Here is a 16,510-nt window from a genome sequence, read left to right as displayed (position 1 = left end):
GTGCTCGATCACCCGATGCCAGGCGGCCGGGAGCGTCGACTCGGTGTAGGGGACGTCGTGCTGCTCGCAGTGCTCGCGCACGATGTCGCGGGCCCGGGCGAGGTGCGGTCGCGACATGCTCGGGAAGAGGTGGTGCTCGACCTGGTAGTTGAGGCCGCCCATGAGGAGCGTCATCGCCCAGCCGCCCGTGATGTTGCGCGAGGTCAGCACCTGCTTGGAGAGGAAGTCGAGCTTCGCGTCGCGCGCCACGAACGGCATGCCGACGTGATTCGGGGCGAACGTGGCCCCCATGTAGATGCCGAACACGGCGAGCTGCACACCGAGGAAGGCGAACGCCATCCCGAGCGGAAGGACGAGGAAGACGGCGCTCAGCAGGATCCCGAAGCGCAGAGCGAGCACGGTGAGCTCGAATCCACGGCCGTGCACCTTGCGGCGCTCGACGAGCGAGCGCACGGACTGCACGTGGAGGTTGACGCCCTCGACCGAGAGCAGCGGGAAGAACACGTAGCCCTGCACCCGCGTGAACAGAGCGAGGAGGCCCCGGCGCGACGCCGCGGAATCCTGGTGGAAGGAGACCGTGTCGGCCGCGATGTCGGGGTCTTTGCCGAGCTGGTTCGGGTTGGCGTGGTGGCGGGTGTGCTTCGTCATCCACCACTGGTAGCTCATGCCCACCATCGCCGTGCCGATGAACCGCCCGAGGCGGTCGTTCGCCGGCCCGGATGCGAGCACCTGGCGGTGCGCGGCCTCATGGGACAGGAAGGCGAACTGTGTGAAGATCAGCCCGAGTGCCGCGGCGATGAGCAACTGGTACCACGAGTCGCCCAGCATGACGAAGCCGGTGATGGCCCCGCCGAGCGCGACGAACAGCCCGCCGAGCAGGAGGGCGTAGAACCAGCGACTGCGGCGCAGCAGCCCCGTCTCGCGGACGACACGCGACATCGCGGCGAAGTTCGGGCCCGCGGCGGATGCCGAGATGGTGCGCGTGTACGAAACGGAGGACATGGCCTCTCCTGGGATCGAAGTCCGACTTCCCAGTCAGAGGTGCGGGCGACTCGCCCATCGAACAGATGGGTCGAATCTAGCCGGTTCGGCTGTGCGCCGACCGAACGCGGCGGTCCGCCGCGCCTACCGGTACCACTCCTCACCGATGGTGGCGAGCCGGGAGGGTGCAGCCGCTCGCCGACGCCGTAGAAGTGCTGGAAGCTCATGATGAGCGGCCGCCATGCATCGGGGTCGACCCGCTGCATCCCCTCGTCGGAGCGGATGCGCGGATGGACGTGCGTGCGCACGATCTCGAGCTCCATCGGCCGCATCGAGTCGGCATCGGCGTCGGACCGGTGGTCGACCACCAGTCGCGCCTCGAGGTTGACCGCGCATTCGGCGACGCGGAACGGGTGCACGAGATCGGAGGGCACGGGAGTGAGCCCGGCGACACCGAACTTGTCGGGCTCGTACCGGTATCCGACAGAGGCCTTGCGCTCCGAGACCGGATTGCGGCCGGTCGTCAGCGCGAGCCGGTCGACGGCATCCACGAGGTCGGCGGAGGGCAGATTGATCACGCACTCGCCGGTCGCGCGGATGTTGAGCGCCGTCTGCGACCGCGGCGACATGCCGATGACGGCCCGTCGGCCGAGCCAGAAGATGCTCGACATCGGAGCGAGGTCGGGGTCACGGTGCTCAGCAGAGCGACCGGGGTGCCGAAGTAGAAGATCGCGGGGCTGATCACGTCGTGTGTTCGCACCTGTCGATCCTGACGATCGCCGGATGCCTGGGCTCGCGGGATTCGGACACGGCACCACGGCGCTCCTCACGGACTATGGTCGGCGGCATGTGCCGCAACATCCGGTGCCTCCACAACTTCGAGCCGCCGACCACCGATGACGAGGTACGGGAGGCCGCGCTCCAGTTCGTGCGCAAGGTCAGCGGGTCGACCCGGCCCTCCCGCGCGAACGCGGCGGCGTTCGAGCAGGCGATCGACGAGATCGCGCTCGCGACTCGCCGCATGCTCGAGCAGCTGGTGACGAGCGCGCCGCCGAAGAGCCGTGAGCTCGAGGCGATCAAGGGCCGCCGGCGGCACGAGAAGCGGATGGAGCGCGAGGTCAGGATCCGAACGGCGACCTGACGTCCGACGGCATCGATGAGCCCCGACCCGAGCCGAGGGGTCCCGGGCGCGAGGACGCGTCCGGGACCCGGTTGCTCAGGCGGCGCGCAGCGGCGGGCCTCCCGGGAAGCGCCCGGACCAGCCGGTGCGCGACGGCCGACGCTCCCCGAGCGGCGGCGTGAGCCGTCGTCCGAGGTTCGGAAGCCGCACCCCGGAGCCCTCGGAGCGGCGATCGCGCGGGTCCTGCGGCACGGCCACGAGCCGCCTCATCAGGCCCTCACCTGCTTCTGTTCCGCACCGCCCGCGGCGACGGCGATCTTGCGGGGCTTGGCGCGCTCGGCCATCGGGATGATGACCGACAGCACGCCGTGCTCGTAGTTCGCGGTGATCCGCTCCACGTCGACGCCGTCCCCGAGGGTGAACTGGCGCATGTAGGAGCCGTCGGGGCGCTCGTGGCTCAGCCACTGCACGCCGTCGTTCGCCGGCGTCCTGCGCTCCGCGCGGATGGTCAGCAGCTGGCCGTCCACGTCGAGGTCGACGCTGGCCGGATCGATGCCGGGGAGGTCGGCGGACAGCACGTACTGGTCGCCGTCACGGAACAGGTCGACGGGCATCAGGCGAGGAGTCAGGGCCGTGTCGAACACGCCGGACGCGAGGCGGTCGAGCTGGCTCAGAACATCGAACGGGTTGGACATGGATCTCTCCTTCCTCATCGGGTGCGGTCCCGGTCGAGGGGCCACGGAAGATGTATTAGCACTCTCCGCTGCCGAGTGCCAATAGTGTCGTGGGTGCTTTCGACATATCCGAAGGTGCCGTGCAGGCGGCCCGGAGTCCGGGCCCGACGATCCGCTCGTGCTCCGCCGGTGGACGCCCGGCTACGCTGGCCCCAGGTGCGCCGGGAAGTCTGGTCGGCTCCATCCCCGCACGCCCTGGAGCCGCATGACCGATCAGATCGCCTTCGCGCTCGTGGTGGCCGCCGTCGCCGCCGCCGTGATCCTCGCGGTGCTCTCCAACCGGCTGAGCCAGCGGCTGCGGATCCCGGCCCCGGCGTTCTTCCTGGTCGCGGCAGCCCTCCTCGCTCTGGCCCTTCCGCCCGTCGCGGAATCCGGACGACAGCTCGACGAGAAGGTCGTCAGCATCGCGCTCGCCTTCATCCTGTTCGACGGCGGCATGCACATCGGCTGGCGGCGCTTCCGCGGCTCGGCCGCGCCCATTCTCTGGCTCGGCATCGCCGGCACCGCCGTCACGGCCGCGGCAGTCGCCCTCGCCGCTCATCTCCTGCTCGGGCTCGATCTCACCGCGTCGCTTCTGCTCGGGGCTGCGCTCTCGCCGACCGACCCGGCCGTCGTCTTCTCCGTGCTGGGGCGCAAGGAGATCGGCGGCCGCACCGGCACGATCCTCGAGGGCGAGTCCGGCGCCAACGACCCGGTGGGGATCGCCATCATGGCCGCCCTGCTCGCCGCCACCGGCACGGGGTGGGGCGCCGTCGGCAGCGGGGTGCTCGAATTCCTGCTGCAACTGGGCATCGGCGCCGTGGTCGGCATCATCGGAGGGCTCGGCCTGCGACTGCTGCTGTCGCGCCTCACCCTCCCCAGCGAATCGCTCGCGTCGGTCTTCGCGATCGCCGCCGCCGGGCTGCTCTACGGTCTGGGCACCGCCGCCCACGGCTCGGGGTTCCTCGCCGTGTTCATCGCCGGGATCCTCATCGGCGACCTGCACGCGCCCTACAAGACGGAGATCACCCGATTCACCTCGGGCATCGCCAGCCTGGCCGAGATCGTCGCGTTCGCGGTGCTGGGGCTGACGATCCGGCTCGACGTCGTGCTCCGGCCGGAGGTGCTGGTGCCCGGACTCGCCATCGCGGCGATCCTGTCGTTCATCATTCGGCCGGTGCTGGTCGGTGCACTGAGCCTCCCGTTGCGCATCCGGTGGGGCGAGCGCGCGTTCCTGCTCTGGGCGGGGCTCAAGGGCGCGGTGCCGATCCTGCTCGGGCTGCTCATCGTGAGTGCCGACGTGCCCGGCGCGCAGACGCTATACGGGATCGTCTTCGTCGTCGTCCTGTTCTCCGTCGTGGTGCAAGGCGGACTCGTGCCGCTGCTGGCCCGAGCGCTCCGGGTGCCGATGCGCGAGGTGGAGGCGCGTCCCTGGTCGCTCGACGTCCGCTTCGCGGACCGGCCCACCGGCCTCGAGCGCCACACCGTCGAGTCGGGGTCGGCCGCCGACGGCGCCACGGTCGGCGACCTGTTCCCCGACGAGCTCGCCCGCGTGGCGCTCGCGAGCCGGGACGGACGCAGCCTGCCCGTCCGCTCCGGCACCCGGCTCCGATCCGGGGATGTCGTGCTCACCGACATCGACGACGGGCACGACATCACGGACCTCTTCACGCCCCGGGAGTAACCATGGGCGCCGGCCGCGCCGATCGCTATGCTGACGACTATTCGCGTGATCCACGGGTGTGGATGGGGCTGGGAGCGCCGAGTCGCGATTCGCAGGGGGATCCGAGTGACCGGTCTGTCCGTACCTGGTTCGAAGCAGGGCAGGCGGGGCCTGTTGCCGGCACTGCGATCGCTGCCGCTGCGTCTCGCTGCGGCGGCGGGCGCCGCCGCGTTGATCGCCTCCGGCCTGGCCCTGGGTCTGGTCGCCCAACCGGCGAGCGCCGCACCCGGGAACCCGGGGGTGCCGAGCGACGGAACCCTCGTCTACCAGGAGGACTTCCAGAATGCGCCGGTCGCGGGCGCAACCAGGATCGCCGGTTACACGAGCAGCAGCGGAGCGACCTACACGGCGGACCCCGTGTACCAGAACACCACGCTCTGCAACGGGCTGATCTTCGGCCACCAGGCGACCAACGCGGCCCTCGGGGCGCAGAGCTTCTGCGGCGCGTCGAGCGGATGGTGGCCGAGCGCGCGGACGATCCCGTCCGGCATCGGGCTCTACAACGGCATGACCGACCCGACACAGAACCTCGCGGTCGCCGACCAGACCGTCGGCGGCACGTCGAACAACTACACCGGCACGATGCTGCAAGGCAACGGGATCACCGTGCCCACCAGTGGCCGGTTCCTCACGTTCTCCGTTCAGGTCGGCAACCTCTGCTCCACCGGAGTACAGGCGCTCGATCGGTTCTACCTCCTCGACGGAGGCAGTGCCATCCCGCTGAACACGACCGACTACAACATCTGCGCCGACCCGAATCGGCGCAGCTTCGCCGTCGACGCAGCGACCGTCACCGTCGGCACGTTCACCGGCAACCAGTCCGCTCTGGTCACCAGCTCGACGATCGGATTCCGCCTCACCAACCAGCAGCCGTCCGGTTCCGGGAACGACCAGGCGTTCGACAACTTCAAGATCCTCGACGTGACCCCGCAGCTGGACAAGGCCTTCAGCCCCGCGATCGTTCCGACCGGGGGCGCGTCGGCCCTGACGTTCACGGTCACCAACACGAGTGAGCTCGCCGCGAAGAACGGCTGGTCGTTCACCGACGCGCTGCCGTCCGGCCTCCGGGTGGCGGCGGTGCCGGCGATCAGCACCACCTGCCCGTCCGGCGTGGTCACGGCCGCCGCGGGCAGCACGAGCGTCGCCGCGACGGGCGACCTCGCCGCCGGCATGGCGTCGTGCACCGTCACCGTGCAGGTCGCCTCCGCGACCACCGGGGTCGCCTATACGAACGGCCCCGGCAACGTGACGACGGTCGGGCTGAACCCGCCGGGATCGAGCACGGTGCATTTCGAGAGCCCGGCCCTCACGTTGGTGAAGCACGCCGGAACGCCGACGGATGCCAACGGCGACGGCATCACGAATGCCGGTGACACGATCGGCTACACCTTCACCGTCACGAACACCGGAGACGTGGCCCTGACCGACGTCGGCGTCACCGACGCCAAGGCCGGGCCGGTCACCTGTCCGAGCACGACGCTCGCACCCGGGGACACCGAGACGTGCACAGCGGACGCGCTCTACACGGTGACCCCGGATGATGTGGCGGCGCACGCGGTCGACAACACCGCGACGGCCCACGGCACCCCGCCGAGCGGCGTGGTCACCACCTCTCCGCCGTCGACGACGTCGACGCCCGCCGCCGACCCCGCTCCGGCGCTCACCGTCGTGAAGTCGGCCACGCCATCCGGAGACGCGACCTTCCAGCCGGGTCAGACGATCACCTACGACTTCGTGGTCACCAACACCGGCAACGTGACCATGAGCGACATCGCGATCGACGATTCCACCTTCACGGGCACCGGCTCGCTGCCGACGCCGACGTGCGCGCAGACGACCCTCGCGCCCGGGGAGCAGACGCTCTGCACCGCCGACTACACCCTCAGCGGTGGGGATGTGGACGCGGGCAGCGTCAGCAACACCGCGACGGTGACGGGCACGCCGCCAGGATCGGAGATCCCGGTCCCCTCGGAGCCGTCGACCATCGTCGTTCCCACGCCCGAGGCGCCCGGGATCACCCTGAGCAAGACCGCGACGCCGACCACCGTCGACGCCGCCGGGCAGAGCGTGACCTACTCCTTCCTCGTGACGAACACGGGCAACGTCACGCTCTCGGCGATCGATGTGCCGGAGACCACGTTCACCGGCACCGGCACCCTCGGCGCGCTGGACTGCCCCCGGGAGACCCTGCTCGCGGGGCAGTTCGAGACCTGCAGCGCCGACTACACGGTCACCCAAGCCGACATCGACGCGGGCGGCGTCGTCTCGAACACCGCGACGGCGACCGGCGTCGCGCCGAGCGGCGTCGTCGCGCTGTCCATCCCCTCCACCGCGACGGTGAACGTGACGCGGACACCGGCGCTCACCCTCGCCAAGACGGCGGATGTGACGGCGGCGGCGGCGGGGCAGCATCTGACCTACTCGTTCCTGGTCACGAACACCGGCAACGTCACGATCACCGATCCGGTGATCGACGAGGGCGCGTTCTCGGGCAGCGGCGCGCTGTCGGCGATCCAGTGCCCGACCGGTCCGATCAGCCTCGCGCCCGGCGATGACGTCAGCTGCACCGCGGACTACACGGCGACCCAGGACGACGTGGATTCCGGGGCGCTCACCAACACCGCCACGGTCACCGGCACCCCGCCGGACGGCACGACGCCTCCCGTGTCGCCGCCGTCGACCTCGGTCGTGACCACGAGTCCGGCACCGGCGCTGACGATCGTGAAGACGGCCGACGCCGCGAAGGTCACCCGCGCGGGTCAGGTGGTGACCTACTCGTTCGCGGTCACCAACACCGGCAACGTGACGATCACCGACCCGGTCGTGCACGAGGGCGCCTTCACCGGTCACGGCACGCTCTCGGCGATCGCCTGCCCCGACAGCGCGTCGACGCTGTCACCGGCTGAGTCGGTCACCTGCACCGCGACCTACACGGTCGTGGATGCCGACCTCGTCCGCGGCTCCCGGCTGAGCAACAGCGCGACGGTCAGCGGCACGCTCCGCGGCGGCGGGACGATCACCAGTGATCCGTCCACGTCGCGGGTGCTCGTCGACCCGCCGGGCGGGCTCGCGCTCACCGGCAGCGACCTCCTGCTCCCGGGCGTCGCGATGGCGCTCGTGCTGCTGCTCGCGGGCGGTCTCGCGATCGTGATCCGTCGGCGGCGTGGAGACGGATCGCCGACGGACTGACGCCGCTACGGCGCGTAGGTCACGGAGGTCTGCTTCTCGAGCTGCTTCAGGTGCTCGCCGAGCGGACCGCTGACCGCCGGGTAGCTCGTCACGGGGTCCGGCCGCGGCGTGGCGCCGTGCGCGGAGACCATGACGAGGACGACCACGAGCACGACGGCGACCGCGAGCGCGAGGCCCGCGACGAGTTGCACCGCGCGGCGGCCCCGCATGCGCGGCTTCGCCGCCGCCGGCTGGTCCGGCGCGGGGTTCGCGGGCAGCACCTTGGTCGGATCCGGTGCCGCGGCCACGGTCATCGCCACCGTGGGGAGCTCGGCGAGGAGGGGTCGTCGAGCGCGGGGGCCTGGAGCGAGACCAGCGCGCTCAACCGTTGGGCGGCCTCCGCGGCGGTGGGGCGCCCATCCGGATCACGCGCCGTCATGGTGCGCAGCAGCTCCTGCCAGGCCGCCGGAAGGGCGGGCGGGATGGCGGGGTCGCGCGCCAGCCGCGCCACCGCGGACTCGACCCCGCTGCCCGGGAACTCGCGCCGCCCGGTGAGGCACTCCAGCAGCACCAGCCCGAGCGAGTAGACGTCGCCGGCCGGCGTGGCCGGGCGGCCCTCGGCCTGTTCCGGGCTCATGTACCCGGCGGTGCCGATGACCGACCCCGTGGCGGTGATCTTCGCATCATCGACCAGGCGCGCGATGCCCAGGTCGGTGAGCTTCGCCGTCGGGCCCGACGCGTTGTCGTCGGGCAGGAGGATGTTCGCGGGCGAGATGTCGCGGTGCACGACTCCCTGACCGTGGATGTAGGCGAGCGCGCGCGCGACGTCGGCGCCGATCGCCGCGACCTCCGGGGGCGGCAGCGGTCCGCGCGCGAGTCGAGCGCGCACGTCGGACCCGTGCACGTACTCCAGCACGAGCACCCCGCGGCCGCGGTCGTCCGAGACCGCGTCGAACAGGGTCACGAGGGAGGGTGCGACAGGCGCGCCAGCAGGCGGATCTCCCCTGCTGGCGATGCAGGTCCTCGCCCTCCGCGAGCTCGCGCCGGAAGATCTTGAGCGCGACGTCCCGGCCGAGGCTCTCGTCGAGGGCTCGATACACCTCCGCCATGCCGCCGGTGCCGACCCGATCCCGGAGCCGGTATCGCGCCGCGATCAGGTCGAGGCTCTCGGTCACCGTCATCCCTTCGGCCCCGGGGGCTTCGGGCCGCCCTTCTTCTTCGGCGGCGTGGGAGCCTGCGTCTTCTGCTGCTCCTGCTGCTCCTGGAGCTGCTGGAGCCGGGCGCGCAGCTCGGCCGTGGTGGCGGCATCCTGCAGCTGGATCAGGTCGGCGCGCACGAGGGCGATCGACCGGGCTATCGCGTCGTGGCGCGCGGGCTCGATCGTGCCCTTCTCGGCGTCCGCGTCGTTCAGCCTCTCGAGCGCGCTCAGCCGGGTGAGCGCGGCGGAGTAGTCGCTGCCGGCCGCGGAGCTCGCCACGTCGAACACGGAGCGCTGCAGACCCCGCGCAGTGGCCGTCGAGTAGCCCGCGTTGCCCGCGCACCCGCTCAGCCCGATCGCGAGCGCGACGGCGGCCGCCGCCACGGGAATGCCTCTCATGGATCCAGGATGCCGGTCGAACGCTGGGCGCCTCCCAAGCTCCGAGCGGCCGTTCAGACCGGCGCCGAGGAGCTCACATCCCGGGAGTCGCGCGCCGTTGCCGGCGCGTCTCGCGCGCCCGGCGCCGCCACCCGGTCGCATCCGGGGCCAGGTGCAGCGCGAGCGCTACGCAGATGAAGCCGAATCCCGCCCAGTTGGAGAAGACCGCCAGCACGGCCGCCACCACGAACAGCAGGAACGCGAAGAGCGAGCGGCGACGGGTCGCCCGGTACTCGACCGGACTGAACTCGCCGGAGCTGCGCAGGATCTCCCGCTCGAACAGGTTGTACATGCCGTCGGTCACGACGAACAGGGCCGCGTAGACGAGGACGGGAGCGGGCGCGAACTCGGTCTGCGCCATCCACGCCGTCGTGAACGGCACGAGCGAGACGAAGAACAGGTGGCCGAAGTTCAGCCAGATCACCCGCAGCGACGGTGACGTGATGTAGGTCATCAGGTAGTGGTGGTTGATCCAGATGATCGCCACGAACGCGTAGCTGACGACGTAGCTCAACGCCACCGGCCACAGCGACAGCAGCGCGCTCAGCTCGGCGGAGGCCGGCGGCTTCAGCTCGAGCACCATGATCGTGATGATCACCGCGAACACCGCGTCGGTGTAGCCGGACAGCCGCTCCGGCGTGCTGGGGCTCATCTTCGACACGGCACCATCCTGCGCCCTCGCGCCGGCGTCGGCTCACCCGCCTGCGTGCCGTGCAACCCGCAACCCTTCGACCACCGCATCGAGGATCCGCGTCAACGTGGGCTGCAGATCGACGATGGCGTGCGCCAGGCGCGGGTCGCGCCGATACACGTCGCTCAGCACCTCCCCCGGCGTCGACATCTGCCACATGGTGCCGGCCACCGAGATCGCCGTCGAGATGACATCGACGGCATCCTGCTCGACCAGCTCGGGCAGGACAGCCCGCAGCGCTGCGCCGATGCGGTCGACCTCCCCGTGCGTCACCAGCTTGTACTCCCGGACCGAGTCGACCGAGACGTTGCGCTCGAGGCTGAGCGAGACGTGACCCAGCAGGTCGCAGAACAACGGGCGAGCGGTGAGGGTCGCGGAGACCGCCCCGCCGACGTCACGGGGATCGTCCAGCATGGCCAGCGCCGCGCTCAGCTCGGGACCCCACCGCGCCCATTCGGCCGCGGCGAGACGGAGCAGGATCTGCTCCCGGGTCTCGAAGTAGCGAAGCAGCGCCGACTTGTGCATCCCGATCTGCTGCGCGATGCCGGTCAGCGTCACCGAGCGCACACCGTCGCGCGTCGCCAGCGCGCGGGCGGCGTCGAGGATCGCGGTCTCACGGGAGCGCTTGGCGTCGGCGGTGCGCGCGCGCTGGAACTCGGACATGCAGTGAGCGTAACGCGCCTGGGTTGCGTTAATAACACAACCATGTTGTACTAGGTGTTCTCCGAGAGAGACAGGACCCCGTCATGACCCTCGCGTCCGACCGCGACTACTCCGCAGCGCTGGAATACGCCGGGCAGCTGCTCGGCACACCCTCGAGCCGTTCCTCGCGGCCACCCCGGGCGAACCCGCCAACGGCGCGGACTTCAAGCGGATCGCCACCATCCAGGCGTTCACCGACGCGTGGCCGCGCACCGACGACCTCGACCACCGCACCCGCGGCCTGGTCTCCGTGGCCATCGCCGCCACGCTCGGGACCCTCGAGCCGCTCCGCGGCCAGATCCGCATCGCCCTCAACAGCGGCGCCACCGCACGGGAGGTGGTCGAGGTGTTCGTGCAGGTCGCCGCCTATGCCGGCGTGGCGAGGGCATTCGAGGGGTACGGAGTCGCGGCCGCGGTTTTCGCCGAACGCGCCTGACGACGCCGTGTCGGCGAAGGTCAGCCGGCGGAACGCTCCGCGGGGGCCGTCGGCGCAGGGCCGCAGCGCCGACCTGCGGACCCCGGTAGACCATGTCCATCGCGCCGATGCTCTCGCCCGGGGGCACGATCGCGTCGATCCGGTCGAGCACCTCGTCGGAGAGCGCGAGGTCGACCCCGGCCAGGGTGTCCTCCAGCTGCTCCATCGTGCGCGGTCCGGCGATGGCCGACGTGACGCCCGGGTGCGCGATCGCGAAGGTCATCGCGAGGTGGGTCAGCTTCACGCCGAGCTCCTCCGCGAGGGCGACGAGCTGCTCGACGGCGGCCAGCCGACGCTCGTCGCGGAAGTGGCGCATCCCCGTCCGGGTGGAGCGGAAGTTGTCGTTCTCCTGCCCCGACCGGTACCGCCCGGTCAGCGTGCCGCCCGCGAGCGGGCTGTAGACGAGCGTGCCCATCCCGTAGCGCTCGGCCACGGGCAGGATCTCGCGCTCGATCTCCCGGTCGAGGATCGAGTAGTTCGGCTGCTCGGTGCGGAAGCGCTCGAAGCCGCGGCGCTCCGCCATCCACTGCGCCTCGACGATCTCGGAGCCGCGCATCGACGAGCTGCCGACCGAGCGGACCTTGCCCTCCCGAACGAGATCCGTGAGGGCCGAGAGCGTCTCGTCGATGTCGGTGTCGGGGTCGGGGCGGTGCAGCTGGTACAGGTCGATGTAGTCGGTCTGGAGGTGACGCAGCGATCGCTCGACCGCCTCCCGGATCCAGCGCCGCGACGCGCCCCGATGGTTGACGTCGTCGTCGACGGGCCCCCAGAACTTGGTGGCCAGCACCACCTCGTCGCGGCGCCCTTGAGCGCCTCGCCGACCACCTCCTCCGAGTCGCCGTAGCGGTCGGCGGTGTCGACGAAGTTGATGCCGGCATCGAGGGCGCGGTGGATGATCGCGACGCCGGCGCTGCGATCCGGGTTGCCCAGCGAGCCGAGCATCATCGCCCCCAGCGCGTAGGGCGTGACCTTGATGCCGGTGCGGCCCAGCGTGCGGTACTGCATGGTGTGCTCCTCGTCGCCGCGATCGGGACCGCGGCGGCATAGTGTGGTGAGAGACGGAACGACACTCCGGATATAACCGGAACATGGTTCCGCTTAAGACGACCATATGCGGAACAGGGTTCCGCCGCAAGTCTCGGATGCCGCCATGCCCTCAGTCCCGACCGCGGAGAGCCCCAGCGACGCGCCGCGCGTCATGCGCGCCGATGCGCGGCAGAACCTCGACGCGCTGCTGGAGGCCGCCAAGACGGAGTTCGCGGCATCCGGCGTCGATACACCGGTGCGTGCGATCGCCGACCGCGCGGGCGTCGGTGTGGGCACGCTGTACCGCCACTTCCTCGACGGTCCGACCTCATCTCGGCGGTGTTCCGACGCGAGATGGATGCGTGCGTCACGGCGGCCACGGAGATCGAGGCGTCGTTCCCGCCCGACGAGGCGCTCGATCGGTGGATCCTGCGGTACACCGAGTTCCTCGCCACCAAGCAGGGTCTCGCCGCGGCGCTGCACTCGGGCGACCCGGCCTACGCTCCGCTCGCGGACTACTTCTCGGCGCGGTTGACCCCGACCCTCGAACGACTGCTCGAATCGGCGCGGCGCTCGGGGGTGCGCATCCAGGATGTCGACGCCGGCGAGTTCCTGGGCGCGGTGGCCAATCTCTGCCACGGCGCCGAGCAGCACGGCCGAAGCCCCGCGCACGCGGAGCGCATGGTGCGCCTGCTGCTGGCCGGGCTGCGCGCCTCGGACGGCTAGAGCAGGAACACCGTGGCCAGGTATGCGGTGACCGAGAGGACCGCTGCGTAGGGCAGCGCCATCCACAGCATCCGGACGTAGCCGAGCCGGATGAGCGGCGCGAGCGTCGACGTGAGGAGGAACAGGAACGCCGCCTGCCCATTGGGAGTGGCGATGCTCGGGATGTTGGTGCCGGTGTTGATCGACACGGCGAGCAGCTCGAACTGATGCCGCGAGATGTCGCCGGCGTGGAAGGCCTTCGCGATCTCGCTGATGTACACGGTCGCCACGAACACGTTGTCGCTGATCGCCGACAACGCGCCCGACCCCAGGAAGATGAGCGAGAGCTGGGCCCGTCCGTGCTGCGCCAGCACGGTGTCGATGATCGGCGCGAACAGGTGCTGTTCGTGGATGACGGCGACGATCGCGAAGAACGTGACCAGCAGCGCGGTGAAGGGCAGCGCCTCCTGGAACGCCTTGCCGATCGCGTGCTCCTCCGTCACTCCGGCGAACGCCGTCGCCAGGACGATCACGGCGAGCCCGACCAGGCCGACCTCGGCGAGATGAAGGGTGAGCCCGACGACCAGGGCGACCGCGGTGAGCCCCTGGATGAGCAGTCGCGCCCGCGCGCGGGCGTCACGGCCGCCGCTCTGACCCTCGTCCCAGTGCTCCATCACCGAGCGCACCGAGTCCGGCAGGCGCGCTCCGTACCCGAACGATCGGGTGCGCTCGAGCAGCGCGCACATCGCGAGCCCGACGATGACGACGGGGATCGAGACCGGCGCGACGTGCAGCAGGAACTGCCCGAAATCCCACCCCACCGTGTCGCCGATCAGCAGGTTCTGCGGCTCCCCCACGAGCGTGGCCACGCCGCCGAGCGCGGTGCCGACCAGCGCGTGCATCATGAGGCTCCGCAAGGAGGCGCGGAAGGTCTCGAGGTCGCCCTCATGGCGCTCGTGCACCAGACGGTCATCGCTGTGATCGTGGAGGTCTCCCGCGCCGCGACCGGAAGCGAAGCGATGGTAGACCGCATACAGGCCCGCGGCCACCGCGATGACGACCGCCGCCACCGTCAAGGCGTCGAGCACCGCCGACAACACGGCTGTCATCGTCGCGAAGGCCAGAGACAGCAGCACCTTGGAGCGGACCGCGACCAGGAGCTTGGTGAACAGCAGGAGCAGCAGCTCGCGGATGAAGTAGATGCCCGCCACCATGAACATCAGCAGCAGGATCACGGTGAAGTTCGACCGGGTCTCCTCGAACACCGCCTGGGGCGACGCCATCCCGATCGCGACCGCCTCGATCGCGAGAAGGCCCCGGGCTGCAGGGGTAGCACGTCAGCGCCATCGCGAGGGTGAAGATGAACTCCGCGACGAGCAGCCAGCCGCCGACGAACGGATCGATCAGCAGGAACACGACCGGGTTCGCAACGAGGAACGCGACGATGGTGATCTTGTACCAGCGCGGCGAGTCGCCGAGGAAGTTGCGGGCGAGGGAGGACGGCAGGGCTCTCAGCACACGGCCTCCCGTTCGGTCACGGCACAGATGCCGGCCGACCAGACTTCCCGGCGCTCCGGCACCAGCCTATGCGGCGGGGTCGTGCCGGCGGTCGGTACCCCGCCTGACCCGGGTGCTCTGAAGCTACCTCTTCGCCTTCTCGAGTGCGTCTCATTCGCCTAAAGCTTCACGCCGCCGGAGAGCAGGTCGACCTTCCAGAACCGCTGCAGCGACAGGAAGATCGCGGCGAGCGGCACGATCGAGAGGAACACCCCGCCGATCACGAGCGAGAACTGATTGGGCTGCCCGCCGGTCGGCATGATCATGCCGTACATCCCGAGCGTGAGCGGATAGAGCTCGCGGTCGGTCAGCATCACGAACGGCAGCAGGAAGTTGTTCCAGACGCCGATGAACTGGATCAGGAACACCGTGATGAGCGCGGGCGACATGAGGCGCAGCCCGATCGAGTGGAAGATCCGCCATTCCGAGGCGCCGTCGAGGCGCGCGGCCTCCATGATCTCGTCCGCGACCGACGCCTCGGCGTAGATCTTGCAGAGGTAGATCGCGAACGGGTTCACGAGCTGCGGCAGCAGCACGCTCCAGTAGGTGTCGGTCAGCCCCACCGGTGCCAGCAGCAGGTACTGCGGTACCGCGAGCAGCACCGGCGGCAGCAGCACGGCCGCCACGATCGAGCGGAACACGAAGCGGCTGCCCCGGAATCGGTACTTGCCGAGCGCGTAGCCGGCGGCCGCCGCGATGAAGGTGGAGAGGATGCCGCCGCCGACCGCGTAGATCACGGTGTTGAGGGCCCATCGCACCCAGATCCCGTGATCGTAGGTCAGGATGCCGACCATGTTGCTCCCGAACGCCCCGTCGAACGACGGCACGAGCGGGGGCGTGGAGAACAGCTCCCCGTTGGACTTGGTCGCGGCGATGAGGATCCACAGCACCGGCACGAGGCAGTAGACCGCGCCCGCGAGCAGGATCAGGGTCGGCACCCAGCTGACCCGTCGCGCGCCGGGCCGGCCGTCACGACTCGGCCGCAGAGCGCTGCGGCGACGGGATGAGACGACCGCGGTCATCGGGCGCTCCTTCTGCTCAGGCGGTTGCCGACGACGTTCACGAGCACGGTCGCCACGACGGTCATGACGAGCAGCGTGAAGGCGCTGGCGGCTCCCCCGTAGATGTCGTTGTTGACGAAGGCGTCCGAGTAGACGCGCATGAGCGGCACCCAGGTCGAGCTGATCGCGTTGGTGAGCGGCTTCAAGGTGGTGGGCTCGTTGAAGAGCTGGAGGGCGCCGATCACGCTGAACAGTGCGACGAGCGTCATGGCGGGGGCGATCATCGGCAGCTTGATGCGCACGGCGATCTGCAGCTCGCTCGCGCCGTCGATCTGCGCGGCGTCGAAGAGCTCGCGGGGGATGGACTGCAGGGCGGTGTAGAGCACGACCATGTTGAACCCGAGCACGCCCCAGATGGCGACGTTGGCGACGGCGAAGAAGATCGTCGTGTTGCCGAAGTAGTCGATGAACTGACCGCCGATGGGGCTCGTCGCGGGGAGGTAGAGGAAGCCCCAGAGCAGCGAGGCGATGACGCCCGGCACGGCGTAGGGCAGGAAGATCGCGAGCCGGCTGAAGCCGGTGAGACGCGCGCGGTTCGCGTCGAGGCAGAGGGCGAACAGCGTCGCGAGGATGAGCACCGAGGGCACCCCGACGGAGGCGACCAGCAGCATGCGCCCGAGGCTCGCCCAGAACTCGGGGTCGGCCAGCGTCGACGCGTAATTGGCGACACCGGCGAAGACCGTCTCGGTCGAGGTGCCGAGCAGGCCGCCCGAGACGTGCACGCGCAACAGGCTCAGCACGAAGGCGTAGACCGCGGGAGCGAACGTGAACAGCAGCAGCAGCGCGACGGCGGGGGCGACGAGCACGACCGGCAGGATCGGGCCGCGCCGTCGGCGCCGAGCGGGTGCGGGTCGCGCCGGGGCTGCGGCGGGGACGGTGGCCATCGGCTTCCTTGCGGGGTGGGAGGGGCGGGAGCAGGGGAGGCGGGATGCCGGCGAACGCGCCGCCGGCA

General features: G+C 70.4%; 15 protein-coding genes and 4 pseudogenes. 6 read left to right on the top strand and 13 right to left on the bottom strand.

Features of this window, described 5'->3' with window-relative positions:
• Nucleotides 1-99: 99 nt before the first annotated feature.
• Together QQK35_RS11185 and QQK35_RS20470 are read right to left on the bottom strand one after the other, a co-directional pair.
• Nucleotides 100-828, bottom strand: a pseudogene (locus QQK35_RS11185) (fatty acid desaturase family protein); the annotation flags it as partial.
• Nucleotides 777-1,610 carry a flavin reductase family protein gene (locus QQK35_RS20470; protein WP_431311846.1) on the bottom strand — a complete coding sequence of 278 codons (834 nt, stop codon included), beginning with the start codon at nt 1,608-1,610 and terminating at the stop codon, nt 777-779. The pseudogene QQK35_RS11185 and the gene QQK35_RS20470, both read right to left, overlap by 52 nt.
• 218 nt (nt 1,611-1,828) lie before the next feature.
• Here QQK35_RS20470 and QQK35_RS11175 point away from each other — a divergent pair, with 218 nt between their 5' ends.
• Nucleotides 1,829-2,122, top strand: a complete 294-nt coding sequence (locus QQK35_RS11175; protein WP_284254236.1) for a DUF2277 domain-containing protein — start codon at nt 1,829-1,831, stop codon at nt 2,120-2,122.
• A gap of 75 nt (nt 2,123-2,197) precedes the next feature.
• Here QQK35_RS11175 and QQK35_RS11170 read toward each other — a convergent pair whose 3' ends face one another.
• Together QQK35_RS11170 and QQK35_RS11165 are read right to left on the bottom strand one after the other, a co-directional pair.
• Nucleotides 2,198-2,371, bottom strand: coding sequence for a hypothetical protein (locus QQK35_RS11170; RefSeq protein ID WP_284254234.1), 174 nt, complete (start codon nt 2,369-2,371; stop codon nt 2,198-2,200).
• Nucleotides 2,371-2,796, bottom strand: a complete 426-nt coding sequence (locus QQK35_RS11165; RefSeq protein WP_284254233.1) for an Hsp20/alpha crystallin family protein — start codon at nt 2,794-2,796, stop codon at nt 2,371-2,373. Before QQK35_RS11165 ends, QQK35_RS11170 begins: the two co-directional genes overlap by 1 nt.
• Nucleotides 2,797-3,040: 244 nt before the next feature.
• On the opposite strand from QQK35_RS11165, the gene QQK35_RS11160 reads away from it, so the two are divergent.
• Together QQK35_RS11160 and QQK35_RS11155 are read left to right on the top strand one after the other, a co-directional pair.
• A complete protein-coding gene (locus QQK35_RS11160; protein ID WP_284254232.1) occupies nt 3,041-4,498 on the top strand; it encodes a cation:proton antiporter domain-containing protein in 1,458 nt (485 codons plus the stop codon).
• Nucleotides 4,499-4,651: 153 nt separating this feature from the next.
• The gene (locus QQK35_RS11155) at nt 4,652-7,726 is read left to right on the top strand and encodes a DUF7507 domain-containing protein (RefSeq protein ID WP_284254231.1); all 3,075 of its coding nucleotides are present in this window, start codon (nt 4,652-4,654) and stop codon (nt 7,724-7,726) included.
• A 5-nt stretch (nt 7,727-7,731) separates the two neighbouring features.
• On the opposite strand, the gene QQK35_RS11150 is transcribed toward QQK35_RS11155, so the two are convergent.
• The 5 genes from QQK35_RS11150 to QQK35_RS11130 form a co-directional block, all read right to left on the bottom strand.
• A complete protein-coding gene (locus QQK35_RS11150) occupies nt 7,732-8,019 on the bottom strand; it encodes a hypothetical protein (RefSeq protein ID WP_284254230.1) in 288 nt (95 codons plus the stop codon).
• Nucleotides 8,016-8,669, bottom strand: a complete 654-nt coding sequence (locus tag QQK35_RS11145) for a serine/threonine-protein kinase (RefSeq protein ID WP_284254229.1) — start codon at nt 8,667-8,669, stop codon at nt 8,016-8,018. Before QQK35_RS11145 ends, QQK35_RS11150 begins: the two co-directional genes overlap by 4 nt.
• 213 nt (nt 8,670-8,882) lie before the next feature.
• The gene (locus QQK35_RS11140; protein ID WP_284254228.1) at nt 8,883-9,302 is read right to left on the bottom strand and encodes a hypothetical protein; all 420 of its coding nucleotides are present in this window, start codon (nt 9,300-9,302) and stop codon (nt 8,883-8,885) included.
• A gap of 73 nt (nt 9,303-9,375) precedes the next feature.
• Nucleotides 9,376-9,993, bottom strand: coding sequence for a TMEM175 family protein (locus QQK35_RS11135; RefSeq protein WP_284255681.1), 618 nt, complete (start codon nt 9,991-9,993; stop codon nt 9,376-9,378).
• A 42-nt stretch (nt 9,994-10,035) separates the two neighbouring features.
• Nucleotides 10,036-10,695 carry a TetR/AcrR family transcriptional regulator gene (locus QQK35_RS11130; RefSeq protein ID WP_284254227.1) on the bottom strand — a complete coding sequence of 220 codons (660 nt, stop codon included), beginning with the start codon at nt 10,693-10,695 and terminating at the stop codon, nt 10,036-10,038.
• A gap of 31 nt (nt 10,696-10,726) precedes the next feature.
• Between QQK35_RS11130 and QQK35_RS20465 the strand changes: the two genes are divergently transcribed.
• On the top strand, nt 10,727-11,170 hold the full coding sequence (locus QQK35_RS20465) for a carboxymuconolactone decarboxylase family protein (RefSeq protein WP_431311845.1): 444 nt from the start codon (nt 10,727-10,729) through the stop codon (nt 11,168-11,170).
• Nucleotides 11,171-11,213: 43 nt separating this feature from the next.
• Here QQK35_RS20465 and QQK35_RS11125 read toward each other — a convergent pair.
• Nucleotides 11,214-12,214: pseudogene (locus QQK35_RS11125) on the bottom strand (aldo/keto reductase); the annotation flags it as partial.
• 106 nt (nt 12,215-12,320) lie between these two features.
• On the opposite strand from QQK35_RS11125, the pseudogene QQK35_RS19775 reads away from it, so the two are divergent.
• Nucleotides 12,321-12,497 (top strand): annotated as a pseudogene (locus tag QQK35_RS19775) (hypothetical protein); the annotation flags it as partial.
• Between the two features lie 77 nt (nt 12,498-12,574).
• The gene (locus tag QQK35_RS11115) at nt 12,575-12,961 is read left to right on the top strand and encodes an SbtR family transcriptional regulator (protein WP_284255784.1); all 387 of its coding nucleotides are present in this window, start codon (nt 12,575-12,577) and stop codon (nt 12,959-12,961) included.
• On the opposite strand, the pseudogene nhaB reads toward QQK35_RS11115, so the two are convergent.
• The 3 genes and pseudogenes from nhaB to QQK35_RS11100 form a co-directional block, all read right to left on the bottom strand.
• Nucleotides 12,958-14,458, bottom strand: a pseudogene (nhaB, locus tag QQK35_RS11110) (sodium/proton antiporter NhaB). The gene QQK35_RS11115 and the pseudogene nhaB sit on opposite strands and share 4 nt — an antisense overlap.
• A 158-nt stretch (nt 14,459-14,616) precedes the next feature.
• On the bottom strand, nt 14,617-15,519 hold the full coding sequence (locus tag QQK35_RS11105; RefSeq protein ID WP_284254226.1) for a carbohydrate ABC transporter permease: 903 nt from the start codon (nt 15,517-15,519) through the stop codon (nt 14,617-14,619).
• The gene (locus QQK35_RS11100; protein WP_284254225.1) at nt 15,516-16,364 is read right to left on the bottom strand and encodes a carbohydrate ABC transporter permease; all 849 of its coding nucleotides are present in this window, start codon (nt 16,362-16,364) and stop codon (nt 15,516-15,518) included. Before QQK35_RS11100 ends, QQK35_RS11105 begins: the two co-directional genes overlap by 4 nt.
• Between the last annotated feature and the right edge of the window lie 146 nt (nt 16,365-16,510).

The sequence above is a fragment of the Pseudolysinimonas kribbensis genome (genome assembly GCF_030161895.1).
Classification (GTDB): Bacteria; Actinomycetota; Actinomycetes; order Actinomycetales; family Microbacteriaceae; genus Pseudolysinimonas; species Pseudolysinimonas kribbensis.
The sequence above is the reverse complement of the archived record's forward strand: the minus strand, read 5'-3'. Positions and strand labels throughout refer to the sequence as shown.

Excerpts from the sequence above, each read along its gene's own strand:
- QQK35_RS11175 (WP_284254236.1), top strand. The coding sequence starts at position 1,829 with ATGTGCCGCAACATCCGGTGCCTCCACAACTTCGAGCCGCCGACCACC.
- QQK35_RS11140 (WP_284254228.1), bottom strand. The coding sequence starts at position 9,302 with ATGAGAGGCATTCCCGTGGCGGCGGCCGCCGTCGCGCTCGCGATCGGG.
- QQK35_RS11165 (WP_284254233.1), bottom strand. The coding sequence starts at position 2,796 with ATGTCCAACCCGTTCGATGTTCTGAGCCAGCTCGACCGCCTCGCGTCC.
- QQK35_RS11135 (WP_284255681.1), bottom strand. The coding sequence starts at position 9,993 with ATGAGCCCCAGCACGCCGGAGCGGCTGTCCGGCTACACCGACGCGGTG.
- QQK35_RS11170 (WP_284254234.1), bottom strand. The coding sequence starts at position 2,371 with ATGAGGCGGCTCGTGGCCGTGCCGCAGGACCCGCGCGATCGCCGCTCC.
- QQK35_RS11160 (WP_284254232.1), top strand. The coding sequence starts at position 3,041 with ATGACCGATCAGATCGCCTTCGCGCTCGTGGTGGCCGCCGTCGCCGCC.
- QQK35_RS20470 (WP_431311846.1), bottom strand. The coding sequence starts at position 1,610 with ATGTCGCCGCGGTCGCAGACGGCGCTCAACATCCGCGCGACCGGCGAG.
- QQK35_RS11130 (WP_284254227.1), bottom strand. The coding sequence starts at position 10,695 with ATGTCCGAGTTCCAGCGCGCGCGCACCGCCGACGCCAAGCGCTCCCGT.
- QQK35_RS11150 (WP_284254230.1), bottom strand. The coding sequence starts at position 8,019 with ATGACCGTGGCCGCGGCACCGGATCCGACCAAGGTGCTGCCCGCGAAC.
- QQK35_RS11105 (WP_284254226.1), bottom strand. The coding sequence starts at position 15,519 with ATGACCGCGGTCGTCTCATCCCGTCGCCGCAGCGCTCTGCGGCCGAGT.